The organism is Streptomyces liliifuscus, from assembly GCF_016598615.1.
Lineage (GTDB): Bacteria > Actinomycetota > Actinomycetes > Streptomycetales > Streptomycetaceae > Streptomyces > Streptomyces liliifuscus.
Map to the genome: position 1 here is coordinate 2,497,189 of NZ_CP066831.1, position 20,121 is coordinate 2,517,309.

10 protein-coding genes are annotated in these 20,121 nt (G+C 72.3%); 5 read left to right on the plus strand and 5 right to left on the minus strand.

Annotated features, from left to right (window positions below; translation table 11 throughout):
• Positions 1 to 21: 21 nt before the first annotated feature.
• From JEQ17_RS10655 to JEQ17_RS10675, 5 genes are all read left to right on the plus strand, one after another.
• On the plus strand, positions 22 to 408 hold the full coding sequence (locus tag JEQ17_RS10655) for a CU044_2847 family protein (RefSeq protein WP_200395011.1): 387 nt from the start codon (positions 22 to 24) through the stop codon (positions 406 to 408).
• Entirely contained in the window at positions 405 to 2,627 is a 2,223-nt protein-coding gene (locus JEQ17_RS10660) for a VMAP-C domain-containing protein (RefSeq protein ID WP_200395012.1), read from the plus strand. The genes JEQ17_RS10655 and JEQ17_RS10660 overlap by 4 nt, the downstream gene beginning before the upstream one ends.
• Positions 2,624 to 3,574, plus strand: coding sequence for an AAA family ATPase (locus JEQ17_RS10665; protein ID WP_200395013.1), 951 nt, complete (start codon positions 2,624 to 2,626; stop codon positions 3,572 to 3,574). The genes JEQ17_RS10660 and JEQ17_RS10665 overlap by 4 nt, the downstream gene beginning before the upstream one ends.
• Complete coding sequence (locus JEQ17_RS10670; protein ID WP_200395014.1) at positions 3,575 to 7,021, plus strand: SAV_2336 N-terminal domain-related protein; 3,447 nt, start codon at positions 3,575 to 3,577, stop codon at positions 7,019 to 7,021.
• A 120-nt stretch (positions 7,022 to 7,141) separates the two neighbouring features.
• Positions 7,142 to 7,876 carry an SIR2 family NAD-dependent protein deacylase gene (locus JEQ17_RS10675; RefSeq protein ID WP_200395015.1) on the plus strand — a complete coding sequence of 245 codons (735 nt, stop codon included), beginning with the start codon at positions 7,142 to 7,144 and terminating at the stop codon, positions 7,874 to 7,876.
• A 51-nt stretch (positions 7,877 to 7,927) separates the two neighbouring features.
• Here the strand turns inward: JEQ17_RS10675 and JEQ17_RS10680 are convergent, their stop codons facing one another.
• From JEQ17_RS10680 to JEQ17_RS10700, 5 genes are all read right to left on the minus strand, one after another.
• A complete protein-coding gene (locus tag JEQ17_RS10680) occupies positions 7,928 to 8,434 on the minus strand; it encodes a hypothetical protein (protein ID WP_200395016.1) in 507 nt (168 codons plus the stop codon).
• Complete coding sequence (locus JEQ17_RS10685) at positions 8,431 to 9,246, minus strand: pentapeptide repeat-containing protein (protein WP_200395017.1); 816 nt, start codon at positions 9,244 to 9,246, stop codon at positions 8,431 to 8,433. Before JEQ17_RS10685 ends, JEQ17_RS10680 begins: the two co-directional genes overlap by 4 nt.
• A gap of 5 nt (positions 9,247 to 9,251) precedes the next feature.
• Entirely contained in the window at positions 9,252 to 9,743 is a 492-nt protein-coding gene (locus tag JEQ17_RS10690) for a methylated-DNA--[protein]-cysteine S-methyltransferase (RefSeq protein WP_325176250.1), read from the minus strand.
• A 20-nt stretch (positions 9,744 to 9,763) separates the two neighbouring features.
• Complete coding sequence (locus JEQ17_RS10695; RefSeq protein ID WP_325176251.1) at positions 9,764 to 11,260, minus strand: AlkA N-terminal domain-containing protein; 1,497 nt, start codon at positions 11,258 to 11,260, stop codon at positions 9,764 to 9,766.
• Between the two features lie 81 nt (positions 11,261 to 11,341).
• Positions 11,342 to 20,104, minus strand: coding sequence for a type I polyketide synthase (locus JEQ17_RS10700; protein ID WP_200395019.1), 8,763 nt, complete (start codon positions 20,102 to 20,104; stop codon positions 11,342 to 11,344).
• Positions 20,105 to 20,121: the final 17 nt, after the last annotated feature.

Below are 20,121 nucleotides of genomic sequence, written 5' to 3' on the forward strand. Positions count from 1 at the left end.
TTGATCGGCACAATGCATCCTGTGCCGCACTACGACTACATGGAGTTCACGCTCGATGACGGAGCGCAGGTCCGCTTCGAGCTGGCAGCCGCGGGCGAGCCCGGGCCGGACAGCACGGGCGGGCCCGATCTGCCGGGCGGGATCACCGGAGTGACTCCGGCCGGGCGGGGCGCACGGGTCGGCGCGCTCGCCACGGACGCCCTGCGGACCGTGCTGAGCCCGCTGGGCCCCGTGCTCCAGGAGGTGCACGACTCCATACGTGGCATCCCCGACCCGCCGGACGAGATATCCGTCGACTTCGGGGTACAGATCGGCCAGGACCTCAGGATCGGCATCGTCGGGGCCAACGGCCAGGCCAGCATGACCATTTCGGCGACCTGGCAGCTCCCCCGCCGGACCGAGCAGTGACGTGGTTCGGGCCGTCGCGCGACGGCCGCTCCGCCGATGCCCGCGGAGCGCTGGTGCGGGTCCTGTCCACGGACCACGCGCGGACCGCGGGCGCCGGCGTGTACCTCTCCGGCCGCAGACTCCTGACCTGCGCCCATGTCGTCAACGTGGCGCTCGGGCTGCGCAGCCTCAGCCCGCACGACCCGGGAAAGGTCGCACTAGACGTCGCCTTCCCTGTGCTCTCCGCGGTCGGCGCCCGAAGAGCCCGCCTGGTGGCGTGGATACCGCCGCGCTCCCACCAGTACGGACCGGTGGCCGACGGTTCCCTGGAGTGGGACGGCGATCTGGCCGTACTGGAGCTGGACGAGGAGCCACCGCCGCCCGTGGGCCCGGTCCGCTGGCTGGAGATGGAGCGGGGCCAGCAGGTCAGGGCGTGGTACGGCGGCGGCCAGCCGTTCTCGTACGCGGATGTCCGCGTCGGCGCCTACGACGGCGGGATCGGCTATCTCGACGGTCATCTGTCGGGCGCCGCGGTCGACGACGGCTACAGCGGCGGCATGCTGTGGTCGGTGGCCGACGGGGCGGCCGTCGGTCTGGTCATGGGACGGATCACCGCCCCCGACGAACCGCTGTCGGCCCAGCACACCGTGCGGCGCAGCTGGGGTCTCGGCTGGCAGTCGGTGCTGCGGGAGCTGTCACAGGCCGGCGCCGTTCCCGAGCCGTATCTGGTGGATCTGCGGGCCCGGTCCGCGTCCGTGTCGGTGTCCGCCGAGGACGAGTCGGTGCGGGACATGATGGTCGGCCCCCTGCACACCCTGCTCGGCGACCCCACGGCGCGGGCCGCCCACGCGACGGCGCTGGCCACCGAGCTCGGCCTGCGGGCCCCGGTCGACGGCACGGCTCCCACCGTGGAGGAGCTGGCCCGGCTGCTCGTCGGTACGGAGCGGGCGCTGCCCACCCTCACCGAGTCGCTCGCGCCCACGGTGGACGACCCGCGCGGGCGGACCGAGCTGGACCGGCTGCTGGCCCTGGGCCGGCTCACCGAGACCGCCCGTCTGCTGTCCGTGGCCGAACACCGGGTGCTGCTGGGCAAGTTGGAACACCTCGCGCAACACGACCCGGGCCTGCTGCCCCGGGCCGCGACCGCCGCTCTGCCGTACACCGATCTGCCGCAGTCGCTGCAGGCGGCCCGGCTCGCCCCGCACGCCGTACCGGCGGTGCTGCGCGAGCTGGAGAGCTGGTACGGCGACGGGTCGCCCGTGCCCGACGAGACGCCGCGCCTTCCGGCGCTGCTGCGGGTCGTGGAGTACGTGGCGGCGGAGACCGGGGGCCTCGCCTGCCGGGTCCTCCAGGAGTGGAGCGGCCGGGTCGCCGCCCGGCTCGGCATCCACGCGTCGGCGCTGCGGGAGCGGCGGGCGGACGCCGCGCGCTGGTCCGAGCGGGCGACCGTCACCGGCGCCCGTGTCCTGGTGGAGCTCGACCGGTACGCCAAGGACCCGGCCGGCCACTACCGCTGCTCGGTGTGGCGGCTGCGGGGCGACGGCACCGCAGCGCGGGCCGTCACGGAGTCCGACCGGCCGCGTACGGGACGGGAGATAGCGCGTCTCGTACGGGAGGTGGCGGGCGGCGCGGAAGGGGCGCAGGACGGTGTCGCGCTGGTCGCCGTGTCCGTGCCGCCGGACGCGCTGGAGCTGTCGGTGGACGAGTGGGACGGGGCGAGCGCCGACGAGTACATCCCGGCGCCGCTGGGCGAGGACTTCCATCTCGTCCTGCGCTGCCCGAAACTGCGGCGCCGGTCGCGCACGGGCGCCGGTGATCTCAACCGGCGCTGGAACGCGCGCAACGAGAGCGACACCCTGCACGCGGACCACAGGACGGGCGGCAGGGCCGGACTGATCGGGCTCCTGAAGACAACCCACCGGGACACCGCCCGCGTCCTTCTGCATGGATCCGCCGAACACCGGGGCGAGTTGCTGCCCGTCTGTCTCGTGATGGGGGTTCCCATCGTGCTCTGGGACCGCGGGGCCTCGGGTCCCGGCGACGGCACCCGGCTCGCCGAGCTGGTTCCGGAGGGGCCGGTGGACGGACTCCCGGAACGCGTACGGCACTTCAGGGTCCGTGCGTACGCGGACGGGGCGGCCGCGGTGCGGCCCACGCTGGTGTGGGAGGACACGGAGTTGCCCCTGCCCGACGAGTTGCAGCTGGCCGACCCTTCGGACGGAACGGAGCAGGCGATATGACGGAGAACGAGGAGTGGCGGCTGTTCCGCGGGGACCGCGTGGCCCGGCAGGTGGAGTTCCCCAAGGCGCCGCCCTGGCGGCAGTTCTCGGACGGGGCGGGCACCCGTCCGCGGCACCGCCCGTATCTCATCGGCCGTACGGAGGCGGACGTGGTGAGCGCGGCGCTGCATCTGCGCCGTCCGCTCCTCGTCACCGGGCATCCAGGCACCGGCAAGTCCTCCCTCGCGCACGCCATCGCGCACGAGTTGTCCCTCGGCCCGGTTCTGCAGTGGCCCGTCAACAGCCGTTCCGTCCTGAAGGACGCCCTCTACGGATACGACGCGATCGGCAGGCTCCGCGAGACGCATCTGCGGCAGGAGCGCGGCGACCCCGAGCCCGACATCGGTACGTATGTGCGGCTCGGCCCGCTGGGTACGGCCCTGGTGCCGCACGACCGGCCGCGAATGCTGCTGGTGGACGAGCTCGACAAGGGCGATGTGGACCTGCCCAACGACCTGCTGACCGTGTTCGAGGAGGGCGAGTTCGAGATACCGGAGCTGTCCCGGCTGCCGGACGCGCGGTCCGAGATCCAGGTGCTCACGCACGGCTCGGACGGTGAACGGGTCACGGTGACGCGCGGCCTGGTGCGCTGCCGGGAGTTCCCGGTCGTCGTGATCACCAGCAACGGCGAACGGGACTTTCCGCCCGCCTTCATGCGCCGCTGCGTACGGCTGGATCTGCCGGACCCCGACGAGGCGCGTCTGCGGGACATCGTCGCCGCGCATCTGGGCGAGGAGGCGCTGTCCGGTGTGGACGACCTCCTCTACGCCTTCCTCAACCGCCGCGCTCCGGGCGAGCTCGCCACGGACCAGCTGCTCAACGCCGTGTTCCTGCGCAGGGGCGGGGTCGATCTGAACGCGGAGGGACTTCTGGACGCCGTGCTGCACCGCCTCGGCGGGACGATCTAGGTGTCGCGCGACGGGCAGGGTCCTCGTGCCCCGGACGGGCCGCGCGGCGGCGCCGAGCCGTCGCCGCCGCCTCCCCTGGGCGAGCTCGGCCGGCTCGCGGGCCAGAACCTGTCCATCCATGAGCTTCTCGACGTGCTGTGGCTGGCGGCCCGGCTCCCCGCGGACGGCACGGCACCGCTCGCGCGTGCCCTGTCACCGGATTCCGTCCGCCGTGCCGGTCCCGGCGCACCGGACGGCTCACAGACGGCGCCGGGGACGGCCGGACCCGACGCCGCGGAGCGCTCCGCCCCGATGCCGTCGTCCTCGCCCCAACCGCCGCCGCCCGCCCAGCTCCTGGGGGCGCTGCACGCGGCCGCGGCGGCCCGCAGCGCGCCGGAGTTCGCCGAGCTCGGAGCGGAGGGCCGGCGCGGTGGGCCCGGCGACGGCGCGCTTCCCGTACGCGTTCCGGAGGAGAAGGCGCTCGGGCAGGACGAGCTCCGTATCGGTCGTGCCCTTCGGCTGCTCAAGCAGCCCCAACCCGGGCCGCTGAAGCGGGAGTTCGACGAGGACGCCACGGCGGAGGCGATGGCCGAGACGGGGCTGCCCGATGTGGTCACCCGGCCGGCCCGGCAGCGCTGGCTGGATCTGACGCTGCTCATCGACGACGGCATCTCGATGCTGCTGTGGCGGCGTCTCGCCTCGGAGCTGCGGGCCCTGCTCGAACGGCTGGGCGCGTTCCGTGACATCCGGGTGCACGGTCTCGACACCAGGTCGGCGACGGCTCCCCTGCTGCGGGCCCGCCCCTTCGACCCGCACGCGCCCCTGCTGTCGCCCGCCTCGGTGGCCGACCCCTCGGGCGGCACGCTCGTGCTGGTGATCAGCGACGGCGTCGGGGCCTGCTGGCGGGACGGACGGCTGAGGACGGCCCTCGAACGCTGGGCGCGCCAGGGGCCGACGGCGATCATGCACGCCCTTCCGGCGCACCTGTGGGACGGGTCGGCGATCCGCTCGGAACCGTGGCTGGTGACGACCCGGCGGCGCGGGGCCGCCAACGACACCTGGGAGGTGACCGACCCGCTGCTCCCGCCGGGGCTCGGCGACGAGTTCAACGGTGTCCCGGTGCCCGTGCTCGAACCGTATCCGCCGGCCATCGCGGCCTGGGCGCGGCTGGTGGCGTCGCCCGGTGCCAGTGCGCAGCTGCCGCTGCTGGCGCCCCTGCACACGAAGGGGCCCCGCGGCCGCGCCGGGACCCGCGCCGCGGAGGCCTCGGACGCCGTCCTCAGGTTCCGGGACGCCGCTTCGCCGCAGGCCTATCGGCTCGCGGCCCATCTCGCCGCGGTGTCGCCGCTGACGGTGCCCGTGATGCGTCTCGTCCAGGCGGCCGTGCCGTGGCGGGCCGACACCGCGCATCTGGCCGAGGTGTTCCTCGGCGGGCTGATGCGCCAGGTGGAGCCGGTCGACGAGGGACTCCCGGTCCAGCACCGCAGGTTCGGCTTCCCCAGCGACGCCCAGGAGATCCTGCTCGACACGGCGTCCCCGATCGACCTGCTGCGGACGACCAGGGCCGTCACGGATCGTCTGCGCACCCTCGTGGGCCGCTCCCCCGACTTCCCGGCGTGGCTCGCGCACCCGTCCGGAACGGGTGAACTCCTCCCCGGAACACGTCCGTTCGCCTGGCTGGAGGACCGCCTCCTGACCCACCTGGGCGCCCGGCCGATGGCTCCGGCGCCGCCGCGGCCCACGGAGTACGAGCAGGTGACCCTGCCGTCCGGGCTGGAGGCCGCCCCGTCCTGGCTGCCCCTGCGGCTCCAGGACCTGCACTCCCTCGGCCCGTACGCGCTCCTGCAGCGGGACGGGATCAGCGGCAGGCCCACTGCGTACATCGGGGAGGGCGAGGACGGACAGCAGGTGCTGCTGCGGGTGTCCTCGTCGTTCGCCTCGCCGGTGGCCCGGGAGTTGCTGGAGGTCGAGCGGCGCGTGCTGCGCCGTATGGACGGGGTGTACGCGCCCGCCCTGGTGGCCAGCGATCTGGAGGGGCTGCCCACGCCCTGGCTCGCGCTGCGTCTGGACACCCTGAGCAACGGTCTGCCGGCTCCGACGCTCAGGGCTGTGCTCGACGCCGCCGGACCGCTGCCCGGTACTCCGCTGTTCGTCTGGCTGGGCTGGAATCTGGCGCGGGCCCTGAGCCGCTGTCACCACAAGGGCATCGTCCACGGCTCGCTGACGCCCGGCACGGTCCTGGTGACCGAGTCGACCGTGCACGTCATCAGCTGGACGTCGGCCCGCATCGACGGCGCCTGGAACACCTCGATGTCGTCCATGCCGGCCAACTCCCCCTACCGCGCGCCAGAGGTGACGTACTGGGGCGAGTCCCGGATCGCGGCGGGTGACGTGTACTCGTTCGGGGCGATCCTGCTGCAGGCCGCGACGGGCCGGTCCTGGCGCTGGTACGAGCGCGACGCGCTGATGGCGACCCCGGAGTTCGCGGAACTCGACGAGAACGTGGCCGAGTTGCTGCTGCGGTGTCTGCTGCCCGAGCCGGAGGGACGGCCGACCGCACGTGAAGTCGCGGACGTGCTCGGCGAGTTGCTGCCGGGCGGCGCGGAGTGGGAACACATCGGCGACGAGGACGAGGAGGACCCCGGCGAACCGGACGACACCGGCGGACCGGAGGACGACAGCGAGCAGTGGATGCGAACCGTCCGGACTCCGCTCGAACGCCCCCTGCGGATCGCGCTCATCGGCGTCAGGGACGGCGTGGGCTGCACCACGACCACGATGATGCTCGGAGCGGTCCTGGCCGACCAGCGACAGGAGCGGGTGCTCGCGATCGACGCCGACCGGCACATGGGCCGCCATGTCCGCATCGGCAGTCGCGTCTTCCGCAACACCCTGGCGAACCTGTCCGACCTGGCCGGATCCCTGGACGAGGTACGGCGGTTCGAGGATCTGCAGCTGTTCCTGTCCCCGCACCGCTCGGGACTCCAGGTACTGGCCAACGACTCCGTGTCCCACCCTTCGGCCATCGGCCAGTACACGGACGTCGACTTCCGCCGCGTGGCACGGGCGACGCAGGAGTACTTCGACCTCACGCTCATCGACACCGACAAGTTCCTGCCGGTGCTCCTCGAACAGGCGGACCGCGTGGTCATCGTCTCGCGGGCCGACCCCGCGGGCGTGACACAGGCCCAGCAGGCCATGGACCGCCTGGTCACCCTCGACATGCCGGACCTGATCCGGGAGTCCGTGGTCGTGCTCAACCACAGCCGGCCGGCCGCCGGCTGGACCCTCGACGCCGGCAGCATCCGCGGACTGCGCTCCCGCTGCCGCGGCGTGGTCACGGTCCCCCGCGACGGTCACCTCACCATGGGCAGCACGGTCGAACTGTCCTGGCTGACCCCGGACGTCTACAAGGCCTACCTACGCCTCGCGGCCCTGCTCCTGGGACCACGCCCGGCGTTCCCCTGAGGGCCGTGCCGGTGTTCCCCTGACGTCCGTGCCGGTGATCTCCCGACAGCCGTGCCGACGGAGATCGACTCGCTCGGATAACCGCTCGCCCCGTGTGCCCACGCGACCTACCCTCGGCCCATGAACAAGCCGCTCGTGGCCCTGCTCAGTGGCGCAGGTGTATCCACCGACTCCGGAATCCCCGATTATCGCGGTCCGAACGGGCTGTGGCAGCGGGATCCCGAGGCGCAGAAGCTCGTGACGTACGAGTACTACATGGGTGACCCGGAGATCCGGCGCCGGTCGTGGCAGATGCGGCGGAAGAACCGCACGCTGCAGGCGCAGCCGAACGCCGCGCACCTGGCCGTGGCCGAGCTGGAGAAGTCCGGCGTGCCGGTGCGGGTCATCACACAGAACGTGGACGGGCTCCACCAGCTGGCCGGCATGCCCACGCGCAAGGTGCTCGAACTGCACGGCAGCGCACGGAGTTTCGTGTGTACGAAGTGTCATGCGCGCGGGCCGATGGAGGACGCCCTCGCCCGGGTCGAGGCCGGGGAGGAGGACCCGCCGTGCCTGGAGTGCGGCGGCATCCTGAAGTCGGCGACGGTGTTCTTCGGCGAGCGGCTCGACCCCGTCGTCCTCGGCGAGGCCGTCGCCATCACCAAGGCCTGCCAGATCTTCATCGCCGTCGGCACCACCCTCCAGGTCCAGCCCGCAGCCGGCCTCGCCGGAATCGCCGCCGACCACGACGCCCGCCTCATCATCGTCAACGCCGAACCGACCCCGTACGACGACCGCGCCGACGAAGTCGTCCGGGAGCCGATCGGCACCGCACTGCCTGCGATGTTGCGCCGACTGAGCACGGACAGCGACTGACGACCTCGTGCGCGGTCATGGCCTCGCGGGCAGTCATGACCTCGTGCGCGGTCATCCGGAAACGCCCGCTCGGCGGTCGTGACGCTCCCGGACGGCGTCCAGCCACTCGTCGGTCGCCGCTCCGGGCGTGCTCAGTTCCACTCCCTTCACCTGACCGTTCCAGACTTCCGGGTTGAACGCGCCCTCCTTGACATCGGCCTCCGCCGCGACGATGACCGGCAGCGCGAGAGCCACCGACATTCCGGCCTCCAGCTGCAACCACGGAGAAGTCCACCAACTGGACGAGAGCGCCTCTTCCTTGGTTTCCGGCCGCCAGACGGAGTGTCGTGCGTCGAGTTGTCTGAAGCCGAGCAGGACAACACCGTCCACTTGTGCAAGCAGCTGAGTCAGCGTGTGCCAGGGATTCTCACCATGACTGTCCCGCCCCAATCGGATGACCTGGAACGACTGCCACTCGAGCCAGGAAACCCATTCCTCCAGCTTCGTCTGCTGATCCGGGGTGAGGATGGATGGCGCCCCGAGAAAGACGCGGGCGACGTCGGTTTCACTCGTCTTCATACGGGCTCTTCGCTGACTACTTTTCCATTCGAGTCCAATAAGCACGACACATTGGCCGGAATGTCCGAGGCGCCGAGGAACTGCGCGCCAGTGAGACGAGCGCCGTCGAAGGTGGCGCCCGTCAACCGGGCCTCTCGAAAATCGGCGCCGGTCAGGACGCCGTTCGCCAGCACGGCGTTCACGAGAGTCGCGCGGTAGAAGACCGCCCCGGACGCGTTGACGCCCCGCAAGGAGGCACCGCTGAGATCGGCTTCGAAGAGGTCGGCGTGCGTGAGATCGACGACCTTCTTGTCGCCCTCCCTGTATCCGAGGAAGGCGCGCGCCAAGTTGCACCCCTGCAGGTCGGCCCGGGAGAGCGACGGCGCGTATCTCAGCCCATCGGCGAGGACCTTCTGAATCTGATCCGTTTCGGCTTCCCGGAGCAGTCCGGCGATGACCGCCACGGCCTCACTCGCGTAGGGCGTACGACCGGCACCCTGTTCCGAGTTGCCGTCGAAGAACCGGCGCATCAGAATCGCCGCGGCCATCTGCTGGGTCTTGTTGTCCGACGCCAGGGATTCCACGATTTCCCTGAACGCCGACCCGACCGCTGCGGACCTGTCCTGTTTCCGCTGGAAGTTCAGTACTCCAAGAACACTGACGCCGACGGTGGCAAACGTTCCCACGATTCCGGTCCAGACCTGCAGGTCACTTGCCGCCATATCACCCTTATGGTCAAATTTGCGCTCTGCGAGACACCTCGAAGGAATGCCGGTTCTTCGAGACAGTGGACCAGCGTAGGCGAGCCCGGCCGCAGGGCGGCAGCCGGGCACCCGATTCAGAACAGTGCGGTGTCCGCCTCTCCCCGTTCGAAGTCCAGCAGTTGTCGCTTGCGTTCCAGGCCGCCGCCGTAGCCGGTCAGGCTGCCGTTGGCGCCGACGACGCGGTGGCAGGGCACGATGATCCCGAGGGGGTTCTTGCCGTTGGCGAGGCCGACCGCGCGGGATGCGTTCGGGTTGCCGAGGGCGTCGGCGAGTTCGCCGTACGAACGGGTCTCGCCGTACGGGATCTTCTGGAGCTGAGCCCAGACGGAACGCTGGAACGGGGTCCCGTCCAGGTGGAGTTGGACGGTGAACTCCTTCAACTCGCCCGCGAAATAGGCCCGTAGCTCGTCGCTCACCTCGGTGAAGGGTGTGTCGTCAGGGTCGCCGAAGGTCTCCTCGGGTGGGCGGTGGCGCTGGTCGGTCATGTAGAGGCCGGACAGGACGCCGTCGGTGGCGACGAGGGTGAGCGGGCCGTAGGGGCTGTCGATCACGGTGTGCTGTTTCACTGAAGGTCCTCGGGCCGGAGTCATGCGGGAAGGAAGTTGATCGGGTGGCTGTCGGTCGCCCACAGGTACTGGACGGCGTACGCGCGCCACGGCCGCCAGTCCGCGGCGCGTGCCGTGAGCGCGGCGGGGGTGGACGGCAGGCCCAACTCCTGGGCGGCGCGCCGGACTCCGAGGTCGGTGGGCAGGAAGGCGTCGGGGTCGCCGAGGGCGCGCATGGCGATGACCTCGACGGTCCACGGTCCGAAACCGGGCAGTGCGAGCAGCCGGGCCCGGCTCTCCGCCCAGTCGCTCTCGACACCCAAGTGGAGTGTTCTGTCGGCGAGTTGGTGGACGAGGGTGGTGAGGGTGGTCCGGCGGGTGGCCGGCATGGCGAGGGCCTCGGGGTCGAGGGCCGCCAGCGACTCGGCCGACGGGAAGAGGTGCGTGAGCCCGCCTTCGGGGTCGTCGACCGCCTCACCGTGCGCCGCGACCAGCCGGGCCGCGTGCGTACGGGCGGCGGCCGTGGAGACCTGCTGGCCCAGCACGGCCCGTACGGCGAACTCGGCCTCGTCGACCGTCCGCGGCACCCGGCGGCCCGGCGCCTTGTCGACGATCGGGGCCAGCAGTGGGTCCGTACGCAGCTGGTCGTCGACCGCGACCGGGTCGGCGTCCAGGTCGAGCATGCGGCGGCAGCGACTGATGGCGACGGTCAGGTCGCGCATGTCGCTGAGGGTGAGCCGGCAGCCGATGTGGTCGGCCGTCGGGGTGAGCGCGACGACGCCGTGACCGTACGGCAGCCGCAAGGTGCGCCGGTACGCGCCGTCGCGCCACTCCTCCACCCCGGGTACGGCGGTGGCGGCGAGGTGGCCGAAGAGGTTGTCGGGGTTGAGCGGGGACCTGAAGGGCAGCCGGAGGCTCAACACCCCTGGCGCACCCGCCGCGTTGACGCTGCTCGCCCGGTTCTTCGGCACCCGGGTGCGCAGCTCGCTCGGTGAGAGGGCGAAGACCTCACGGACGGTGTCGTTGAAGGTACGGATGGAGGAGAAGCCCGCCGCGAAGGCGATGTCGGCCATCGGGAGCGGGGTGGTCTCGATGAGCAGCCGTGCCGTCTGGGCGCGCTGGGCGCGGGCGAGGGCCAGCGGTCCGGCGCCCAGCTCGGCGAGGAGCTGCCGTTCGATCTGCCGCGTGCTGTAGCCGAGCCGGGTCGCCAGACTCGGCACGCCCTCGCGGTCCACGATCCCGTCGCCGATCAGCCGCATCGCACGGGCCACGAGGTCGGCGCGCTGGTTCCACTCGGGCGACCCGGGGCTGGTGTCGGGGCGGCACCGCTTGCAGGCCCGGAACCCGGCCTGCTGGCAGGCGGCGGCGCTCGGGTAGAACGTCATGTTCTCCGGCTTCGGCGGCACGACGGGGCAACTCGGTCGGCAGTAGATCCGCGTGGTCAGCACCGCGGTGAAGAACCACCCGTCGAAGCGGGCGTCCTTCGACTGGACGGCGCGCACGCAGCGCTCGGTGTCGGTGTGCATCCCGTTCTGCATACCTCCCAGCATCGGCCATGGTCACGGCACTGGCTGGCGAGAATCCGACATCTACCTGAGGGCGCCTCCCGCCTCCCGCCGCTACCTGAGGACTCCTCCCGCCACCCCGCCGAGGGTTCCGAGGGTGCCGATCCAGGCGCGGACCGCGGACGCCGTCGTACGGGCGTGTTCCCGCAGGAGGGTCAGATGGTCGCCCGGAACGTCCACGCACTCGTGCGGCAGCGGCCACGAGGTCCGCCAGCGGTCCGCGTCCGGTCCCGCCGCCATCTCCGGCGTGGGCCGCGTGGCCCGTACCAGCAGGGTCGGCGTCGCGACCGGTTCCGGGTCCCAGTCCATGAAGATCCGCGTGTACGCCCCCATGGCGGCGACGCCGGTGTCCTCGTACAGACGGGGTGCGACGGCGGCGGGCAGAGCGAGCAGCCAGTCCTTGCGGCTGTTCTCCTCGTCGATGAGGTACGTGTCGAGCAGGACCTGGCCCGCCGGAGGCGTCCCCAGCCCTTCGAGGTGACGGGTCACGGCGTGGGCGGCGGCACCGCCCGTGGACGCGCCGACGAGCACGAAGGGCCGGTCGCCGACGTGCCGCAGCACCGTCCCGGCGTGGGTACGCGCCAGCGCCTCCCGGTCGACGGGCACGGCGGCGCCCGCGCCGAGGCCCGGGTGCGGCAGTTCCAGTACGTCCCGTTCGCCGTCGAAGCAGCGATGGAAGTCGGCGAACTCTCCTCCCGGTACGGCGAAGGGCGGATGGTGCCCGGCGAGGAAGACGAGCACGGGACGGGCGGGGCCCTCAGCACGGCGGAGGGGTGGGAGGGCGTGCGCCCGGCTCTCGTCCGCGCCGAACGTCGGCAGGGCTCGGGACGCGGAGACCAGCATGTGCATGCCCGCGGTCACCTCGCCCTTCGCGCAGAGCGTGCGGTAGAGGGCGGCGAGGGTCTGGGGCGGGCGGGGCATGGGTTCGGTGCGGGTGGGAGTGGAGGTGGGGGTGGACGCGGAGATGGGGACGGGGGCGGGGGCGGGCCGGCTCTTCGGATCCGGGCCGTGGCCCGGCCTCTGATCCGACGGCCTCTGTCCCAGCTCCGGATCTGGCCCATGGCCCTGTATCGGCGTCGGCGCCTGTGCATGCGGCTGCGTTTGCGTCTGTGCCTGCGTCTCGGGCGTTTCGCCGCTGATCGAGTCGAGCAGGTGCCGGGCGAGCGCGTCCGCCGTGGGGTGGTCGAACACCACCGTGGCGGGCAGCCAGAGCCCGGTGGCCGTGCTGAGCGCGTTGCGCAGCTGGACCGCCATCAGGGAGTCGAAGCCGAGGTCGGCGAGGGGCTTGCCGGCGGGCAGCGCGTCGCCGTCGGGGTATCCGAGGACGGTGGCAACCGCGTCACGCACCAGTCCTGCGAGCGCGCCCTCGCGCTCGCCGTCGGGCAACCCGGTCAACCGCTCGCGCCATGCGCCCTGCTCGGCCGCGATCTGCACCCCGGCGCCGGTGGCCGAGCCGGGAGCGGGGGCCAGGGCGGCCGCCGGTCGTCCCGTGCGTACCAGCCCCCGCAACAACGGTGGGACGAGCGCGTCGGCGGACCGGAGAGCGACTCGGAGTGCGGCCCGGTCCAGCAGGACGGGTGCGAGTACGGGCTCGTCGGTGTGCAGCGCCGCGTCGAAGAGTGCCATGCCCTGCTCCGGGGAGAGCGCCCGGACCATGTCCCGGCCCGTGGTCTCGCGGAGTCCGGCCGCCATACCGCCGTCGTGCTCCCACAGCCCCCACGCGAGGGAGACGGCGGGCAGCCCCAGCGAGACGCGGTGGTGGGCGAGGGCGTCCAGGAAGGAGTTCGCCGCCGCGTAGTTTCCCTGGCCGGGGCGACCGAGCAGCCCCGACGCCGAGGAGAAGAGCACGAACGCCGACAGATCCAGATCACGGGTCAGCTCATGAAGGTGCCATGCCGCGTCCACCTTGGGCCGCAGCACGGCCGCCATCCGCTCCGGCGTGAGCGAGTCCAGTACGCCGTCGTCGAGCACCCCCGCCGCGTGGACCACGGCACTCAACGGGGGTTCGCAGAGCCCGATCACCTCGGCCAGGGCGGAACGGTCGGCCGCGTCGCACGCGACCACGCGCACTTCAGCGCCCAACTCCGCCAGTTCCGTACGCAGTTCGGTCGCGCCCGGTGCCTGCGGGCCGCGTCGCCCGGTGAGGAGGAGGTGCCGTACGCCGTGATCGGTGACCAGATGCCGGGCCAGCTCCGCACCGAGCGCGCCCGTGCCGCCGGTGATCAGCACGGTGCCGTGCGATCCGAAGCTGCCGGTTTCGAGCGGCCCGACCGAGGCCGCTACGAGCCGCGGTGCTGCCAACTGCCCGGCTCGGATGGATAGTTGGGGTTCGCCTGTAGCCAGTGCCTTGGACAGCATCCGCAAGGACTCCGGCCGACCGTCCACATCGACCAGGACGACACGGCCCCGCATCTCCGACTGGGCTGCGCGCACCAGGCCCCATACGGCGGCGCCGGCGAGGTCCGGGACCGGTGCGGTGGCGTCCCGGGTGACGACGAGCAGCCGTGAACCCGCCGCCCGGGGATCGGCCCCCCACGTCCGCAGTGTTTCCAGGACCCTGCCGGTCAGTTGGTGTGTCGCGGAGACGGGATCGGGGGTCGCGGCGGGGGTGAGGGCCGTCAGCACCACGACGTCGGGCGCGGTGGGCTTCCCGACCGGCGGGATGTCCGCGTTGCCCGCCGCCGGAAGGTAAGCGGCGAGGCCCAACTCGTCCGGCCCCAGCACCGTCCAGGCCCCGCTTCCGGAGTCGGCAGGCGGGTTGGCAACCGGGACTACCGGGGCAACCCGGGCGTCTTGGGCGACCGGAGCCCAGTCGGGGCGCAGCAACGCCCGCCGCACCACGTCGTCCGGCGAATCGAGTTGGCCGCCGGGCAGTTCTCGGGTGACCAGTGACTCGACTCCGGCCACCGGCCGCCCCGAAGTGTCGGCGAGTGTCACCGTGACCGCCCCCGGTCCCTTCGGCGTCAGCCGCACCCGTACCTCGGACGCCCCGTCGGCGTACAACTGCACACCACTCCACGCGAACGGCAGTCGCACGGAACCCGAGCCGGACCCGGGGCGGGAACCGGGACCGGAACCCGAGCCGGGCTCGGAGCCGGGGCGGGAACCGGGACCGGAACCCGAGCCGGGCTCGGAGCCGGGGCGGGAGCCGGGACCAGGAGCCGAGCCGGACTCGGAGCCGAACCCAGCCTCTGGGCCGGGCCCGGCGAGCAGCATGCTGTGCACCGCCGCGTCCAGCAGGGCCGGATGTATGCCGAAGCGGGCGGCGTCCGGGGCCTGTTCCTCGGGGAGTCGGACCTCCGCGAAGAGCTCCGCGCCCCGCCGCCACACGGCACGGACGCCCTGGAACGCGGGCCCGTAGCCGAGGTCACCGTCCGCCAACGTCTCGTACGCGTCGCCAAGTTGCAGCTCCCCGGCTCCTTCAGGAGGCCACACCTTCAGGTCGCTCCCCGACAGGTCCCCCGTCACCGAAGGCACCCCGCTCAGCGTCCCTGTGACATGCCGGGTCCAGCCCTCTTCCGCACCCTCCAGCACATCCGACTCGTCCGGCTCGTCGGGCCGCGAGTAGACGTCCACCGAACGCCGCCCGGAGTCGTCCCCCGGACCGACCGCCACCTGGACCTGCACGCCTGCGCTGCCGGACAGCACGAGCGGCGCCACAACCACGAGTTCGTCCAGGCGGGCGCAGCCGACCTCGTCGCCGGCGCGGACAGCCATCTCCACGAAGGCCGTTGCGGGGACGAGGACCCTCCCCGCGACCATGTGGTCGCCGAGCCAGGGCTGCGCGACGGTCGAGAGCCGCCCGGACAATACCGTCCGGTCCGTGTCCGGCACCGTGAACGCCGGGCCGAGCAGCGGATGCCCCTGCGCGTCGGCCCGGCCCCCAACACCCGCACCCGCACGGGGAGCGTCCAGCCAGTACCGCCGCCGCTGGAAGGCGTACGTCGGCAGATCCACCCGCCGCGCCCCCGAATCGGCGAACACCGCGGCCCAGTCGACACCCGCCCCGCGCACATGCAGCCGGGCCACGGCCGACAGCAGCGACTGCGACTCGGGTTCCCGCAGGCCGGACCCACCCGACAACTGCCCAACAGCGGCGGCGAATTCGGCACGGCGGTCACTGCCGATACCCGGACTCGACAACACTTCCTCGGCCGCCCCCGTGAGCACGGGCCCGGGACCGACCTCCAGAAACGCCCCGACGTCCTCGTTCTCGCCGAGCCACCGCACGGCGTCCGCGAACCGCACCGGCAGACGGACATGCCGTACCCAGTAATCCGCCGAGCAGAGTTCCCCGGCCTCGACGTCGGCCGGGCGCCCCGACACGGTGGAGACCACCGGAATCCGCGGCTGTCGATACGTCAACTCCTCGGCCACGCGCCGGAATTCGTCGAGCATCGGCTCCACCAGCGGCGAGTGGAAGGCGTGGCTCACCCGCAGCCGTACGGTCCTCCGCCCACGCTCCGCGAACACGTCGGCGACTGCGTACACGGCGTCGCGTACACCGGAGATCACCACGGAGCGCGGCCCGTTCACGGAGGCGATCGCGACGCGGTCCGTGAGACCGAGGTCGGTCAGCACGGGGACGACCTCGTCCTCGGCCGCGTACAGCGCGACCATCGCCCCGCCCTCCGGCAGCGCCTGCATCAGGCGGCCGCGGGCCGCGACGAGGGCGGCGGCGTCGGGCAGGTCCAGCACCCCGGCGACATGCGCCGCGGCCAGTTCCCCGACCGAGTGACCCACCAGGAAGTCGGGCCGTACGCCCCAGGATTCCAGCAGCCGGAACAGCGCCACCTCGAAGGCGAACAGCGCGGCCTGCGTGAAGTCCGTACGGTCGAGCAGCGAGGCGTCGGGTGAACCGTCCTGCGCGAACACCACCGTGCGCAGTGGACGTTCGAGCTGTCCGTCGAGCGCCTTGCAGGCCTCGTCGAAGGCGGTCGCGAACGCAGGGAAGTTCTCGGCCAACTCCCTTCCCATGCCGACGCGTTGGGCGCCCTGCCCGGTGAACAGGAATGCCGTGCGGATACCGGAGTCGGCGACCCCCTGGACGGTTCCGGGGGTGCGCTCGCCCTCCGCCAGGGCCCGGAGCCCCGCCAACTCCCCCTCTCCCGGGGCGATCGCGGCGCGATGCGTCAGCGCCGACCTCGACACGGCGAGCGAGAGTGCGATGTCGGCCGAGTCTGCGGGGGTGAGCTCGGTGGGCCTGGCGGTCAACTCGGCGACCAGCCGCCGTGCTTGGCTCCGCAGGGCGAGCTCGTCGGCCCCGGAGAGCAGCCAGGGCAGTCGGGGCAACCGGGGCAATGGCGTCGCGGAGACCGTGTCGTCCTCCGCCACGGCGGCCGACTCAGCACGCTCGGCCGTTGGTGCGAGCTGCCGTCGGTCCGTGGAGGGTGCGAGCGGTGCGGGCGCCCCCTCCCTGATCGTCGGCGCTTCTTCCAGGACCGCCGGCGCCTCTTCGAGGATCACGTGGGCGTTGGTCCCGCCGATCCCGAACGCCGAGACACCCGCCCGTCGCGGCCGGTCGGGCGACGGCGGCCAGGGCCGGGTCGCGGTCAGCAGTTCCACCCGGCCCGAGGACCAGTCGACGTGCGGGGACGGCGTCTCGGCGTGCAGTGTCGCGGGCAGTTCCGCGTGCCGCATGGCCTGCACCATCTTGATGACTCCGGCGACCCCGGCGGCTGCCTGGGTGTGCCCTAGGTTGGACTTGACCGAACCCAGCCAGAGCGGCGGCTGCTCCGGGGCGCGCTCCTGTCCGTACGTGGCCAGCAGCGCGCCCGCCTCGATCGGATCGCCGAGCTTCGTACCGGTGCCGTGTCCCTCCACCACGTCGACGTCACTGCCGCGGAGCCCGGCGTCGGCGAGTGCGCGGGCGATGAGCTGCCGCTGCGCCTGGCCGTTGGGCGCGGTGAGCCCGTTGGAGGCCCCGTCTGAGTTGACGGCGGAACCCCGCAGCACGGCCAGCACCGGATGTCCGTTGCGCCGCGCGTCGGACAGCCGCTCCAGCAGGACGAGCCCGACGCCCTCGCCCCAGCCGGTGCCGTCCGCCGACGAGGAGAACGACTTGCAGCGGCCGTCGGGCGACAGCCCGCGCTGTCTGCTGAACATGGTGAACGACCTCGGTGTCGCCATCACCGTGACACCGCCCGCCAGGGCCAGCGAGCACTCGCCGGAGCGCAGCGCACGCGCCGCCCAGTGCAGCGAGACCAAAGAGGCCGAGCACGCGGTGTCGAGAGTGATCGCCGGGCCGCGCAGCCCGTACGTGTAGGCGATCCGCCCGGAGGCGACGCTGCCGGCCGAGCCCAGGCCCAGGTGCGCCTCCAACTCGTGCGGCTCGGTGCCGAGTCGGTCGGCGTAGTCGGCGTACATCACTCCGACGAACACGCCCGTGTCGCTGTCGCGCAGGGAAGCCGGGTCGATCCCGGCGCGTTCCCAGACCTCCCAAGAGGTCTCAAGGAGCAGTCGCTGCTGCGGGTCCATGGCCAGCGCCTCGCGCGGCGAGATCCCGAACAGGCCCGCGTCGAACTCGGCGGCCCGGTGCAGGAATCCGCCGCTGCGCGCGTACGACGTCCCGAGCCGGTCCGGATCGGGGTCGTACAGTGCGGCCAGGTCCCAGCCCCGGTCGGCGGGGAAGTCCGAGACGGCATCCCTGCCTTCGGAGACCAGTCGCCACAGGTCCTCCGGCGACTCGACGTCACCGGGGTAGCGGCAGCCCATCGCGACGACGACCACCGGGTCGTCGTCCTCACCCGGGCCGCTCACGGGGGTCTCGGCACCCGCTGTCCCCGGTGTGAAGAAGGCGGTCCGCAGATGGCGCGCCACCTCGGCGGGTGTCGGGTGGTCGTAGACGAGCGTGGTCGGCAGCGGCAGCCCGGTCGCCGCGCCCAGCCGCTCGATCAACGTGACGGCTCCCAGGGAAGTGAGCCCCAGTTCGATGAAAGGGCGCTCCGCGTCCCGCCGTTCGTACGACTGCTCGCCGCGGACCTCCGCCATCACGGAGAGCACGGTCTCGCGCAGCACGCGCTCGCGTTCCTCCGTGGAGACGGTTGCCGCCAGCCGTTCGCGCAGCGCCGAGGCGCTCAACATGCCTGACTCTTCAGGCACTTCAGACTCTTCGAGGGCTCCGGGCGATCCGGGTGCTCCGGGTGCTCCGGGTGCTCCGGGTATTGCCGCCGCGAAACGGAGGTCGGGCGCGGGTCGCGCCAGCCCCGGTACGACCGCGCGGCGCACGATCTTGCCGGAAGCCGTACGCGGTACGGCGGCGATCTCGTGGATCTCCGCGGGCACCTTGTGGTCGGACAGCAGGGTGCGGCACATCCTCAGCACGCGCTGCGGGTCGAGCCCACCGGGACCGGGCACGACAAAGGCCACCGGGACCTCGCCGAGGATGTCGTGCGGAGCGCCCACGACCACGGCGTCGGCCACTCCGGGACAGCTGAGCAGGGCCTGTTCGATCTCGGTGGGGTGGATGTTCTCACCGCCGGTGATGATCAGTTCGCTGACCCGTCCTGTGAGGGCGAGATGACCGTGCTCGACCCGGCGGGCGAGGTCTCCCGTGCGGTACCAGCCGTCCTTGAGCGCTGCCGCGGTCGCCTCGGGCTGGTTGTGGTAGCCGGTCATGAGCCCGGGCCCACGCACCCACACCTCGCCCTCGTCGCCGTCCGCGACATCGTGCCCGGAGCGGGGATCGACGAGCCGTACGTCCACGCCGGGCACCGGAAGCCCGCACGAGCCGTCGACCCTGGGCCCGTCGGGCCGGTTCACGGCGATCATCCCGCACGTCTCGGTGCTGCCGTACGCGTCCAACAGGGGCGCCCCGAGCACCTCTTCGACGGCCCGGGCGAGCGACGGCGGACTCGGCGCGCCCGCCACGACGCAATGCCGCAGCCCGCTGCGCGAGGGCCCGGCCGTCTCCCCGGCGGCCTCCCCTGCCGCCGACACCAGCCGGTGGTAGGTCGCAGGGACACCAGCCATCAACGTGAACGGCCCTTCGCCCCCCTCGGGCCCCTCAGGTCCTTCGTTCGCCTCGCTCGCCTCGCTCGCCTCGTCGAGTACGCGCAACAGCCCACCGGGCGGCAGGAGTTCCCCCGTGATGTGCGCGCTCGCACCGGTGGCGACGACCCCCAGCACCGCGAGCGAGTGCCCGAAACTGTGGAACAGCGGGAGCGGCCACAGCAGCCGGTCCCCGGGCGAGAGCCCGAAGATCGGCGCGTAGCAGGCCTGTGCCGACCAGAGCGCGGTGCGCTGCGTGGACACAACTCCCTTGGGCCGGTGGGTGGTTCCGGAGGTGTAGAGCAGCCACGCAGGCTCGTCTAGCCCGAGATCGTCCCGCGCCGACCCGGCACTCTCATCCGCAACCGCCGAATCGAAGAGTACGGTCCCGTCGGGGGCCTCAGCGGGCACCGCCCCCGCCCCGGTGATCAGCACCCGCAGACGGCCGAACTCCTCCCCCAGCCTCGCCAGTTGACCAAGATGCGCCCGATCCGTGACGATCACCGAGGCTCCGCTGTCCGCCAGCAGATGCGCGAGTTCCGCGTCGGAGGAGCGGGGGTTCAGCAGAACACCGACACCGCTCGCCCGAGTGACGGCGAGGCAACTCTCCACCAGCTCGACGCAGTTGCCCAGCAGGACTGCCACCCGATCACCCCGGCGGAGCCCCGCCCCAGCCAGGTATCCGGCCAACCTCCCTGTGCGCAGCCCCAGTTCCCCGTACGCCACACCACGCGCGGAGTCCGAGAACGCGACCCGGTCACCCGCCCTCGCGGCATGCCGCTTCAGCAACTCCGGCAGCGGCCGGATCAGTTCGTCGTCGTGCACCATGCCCCACCCCGTACGGT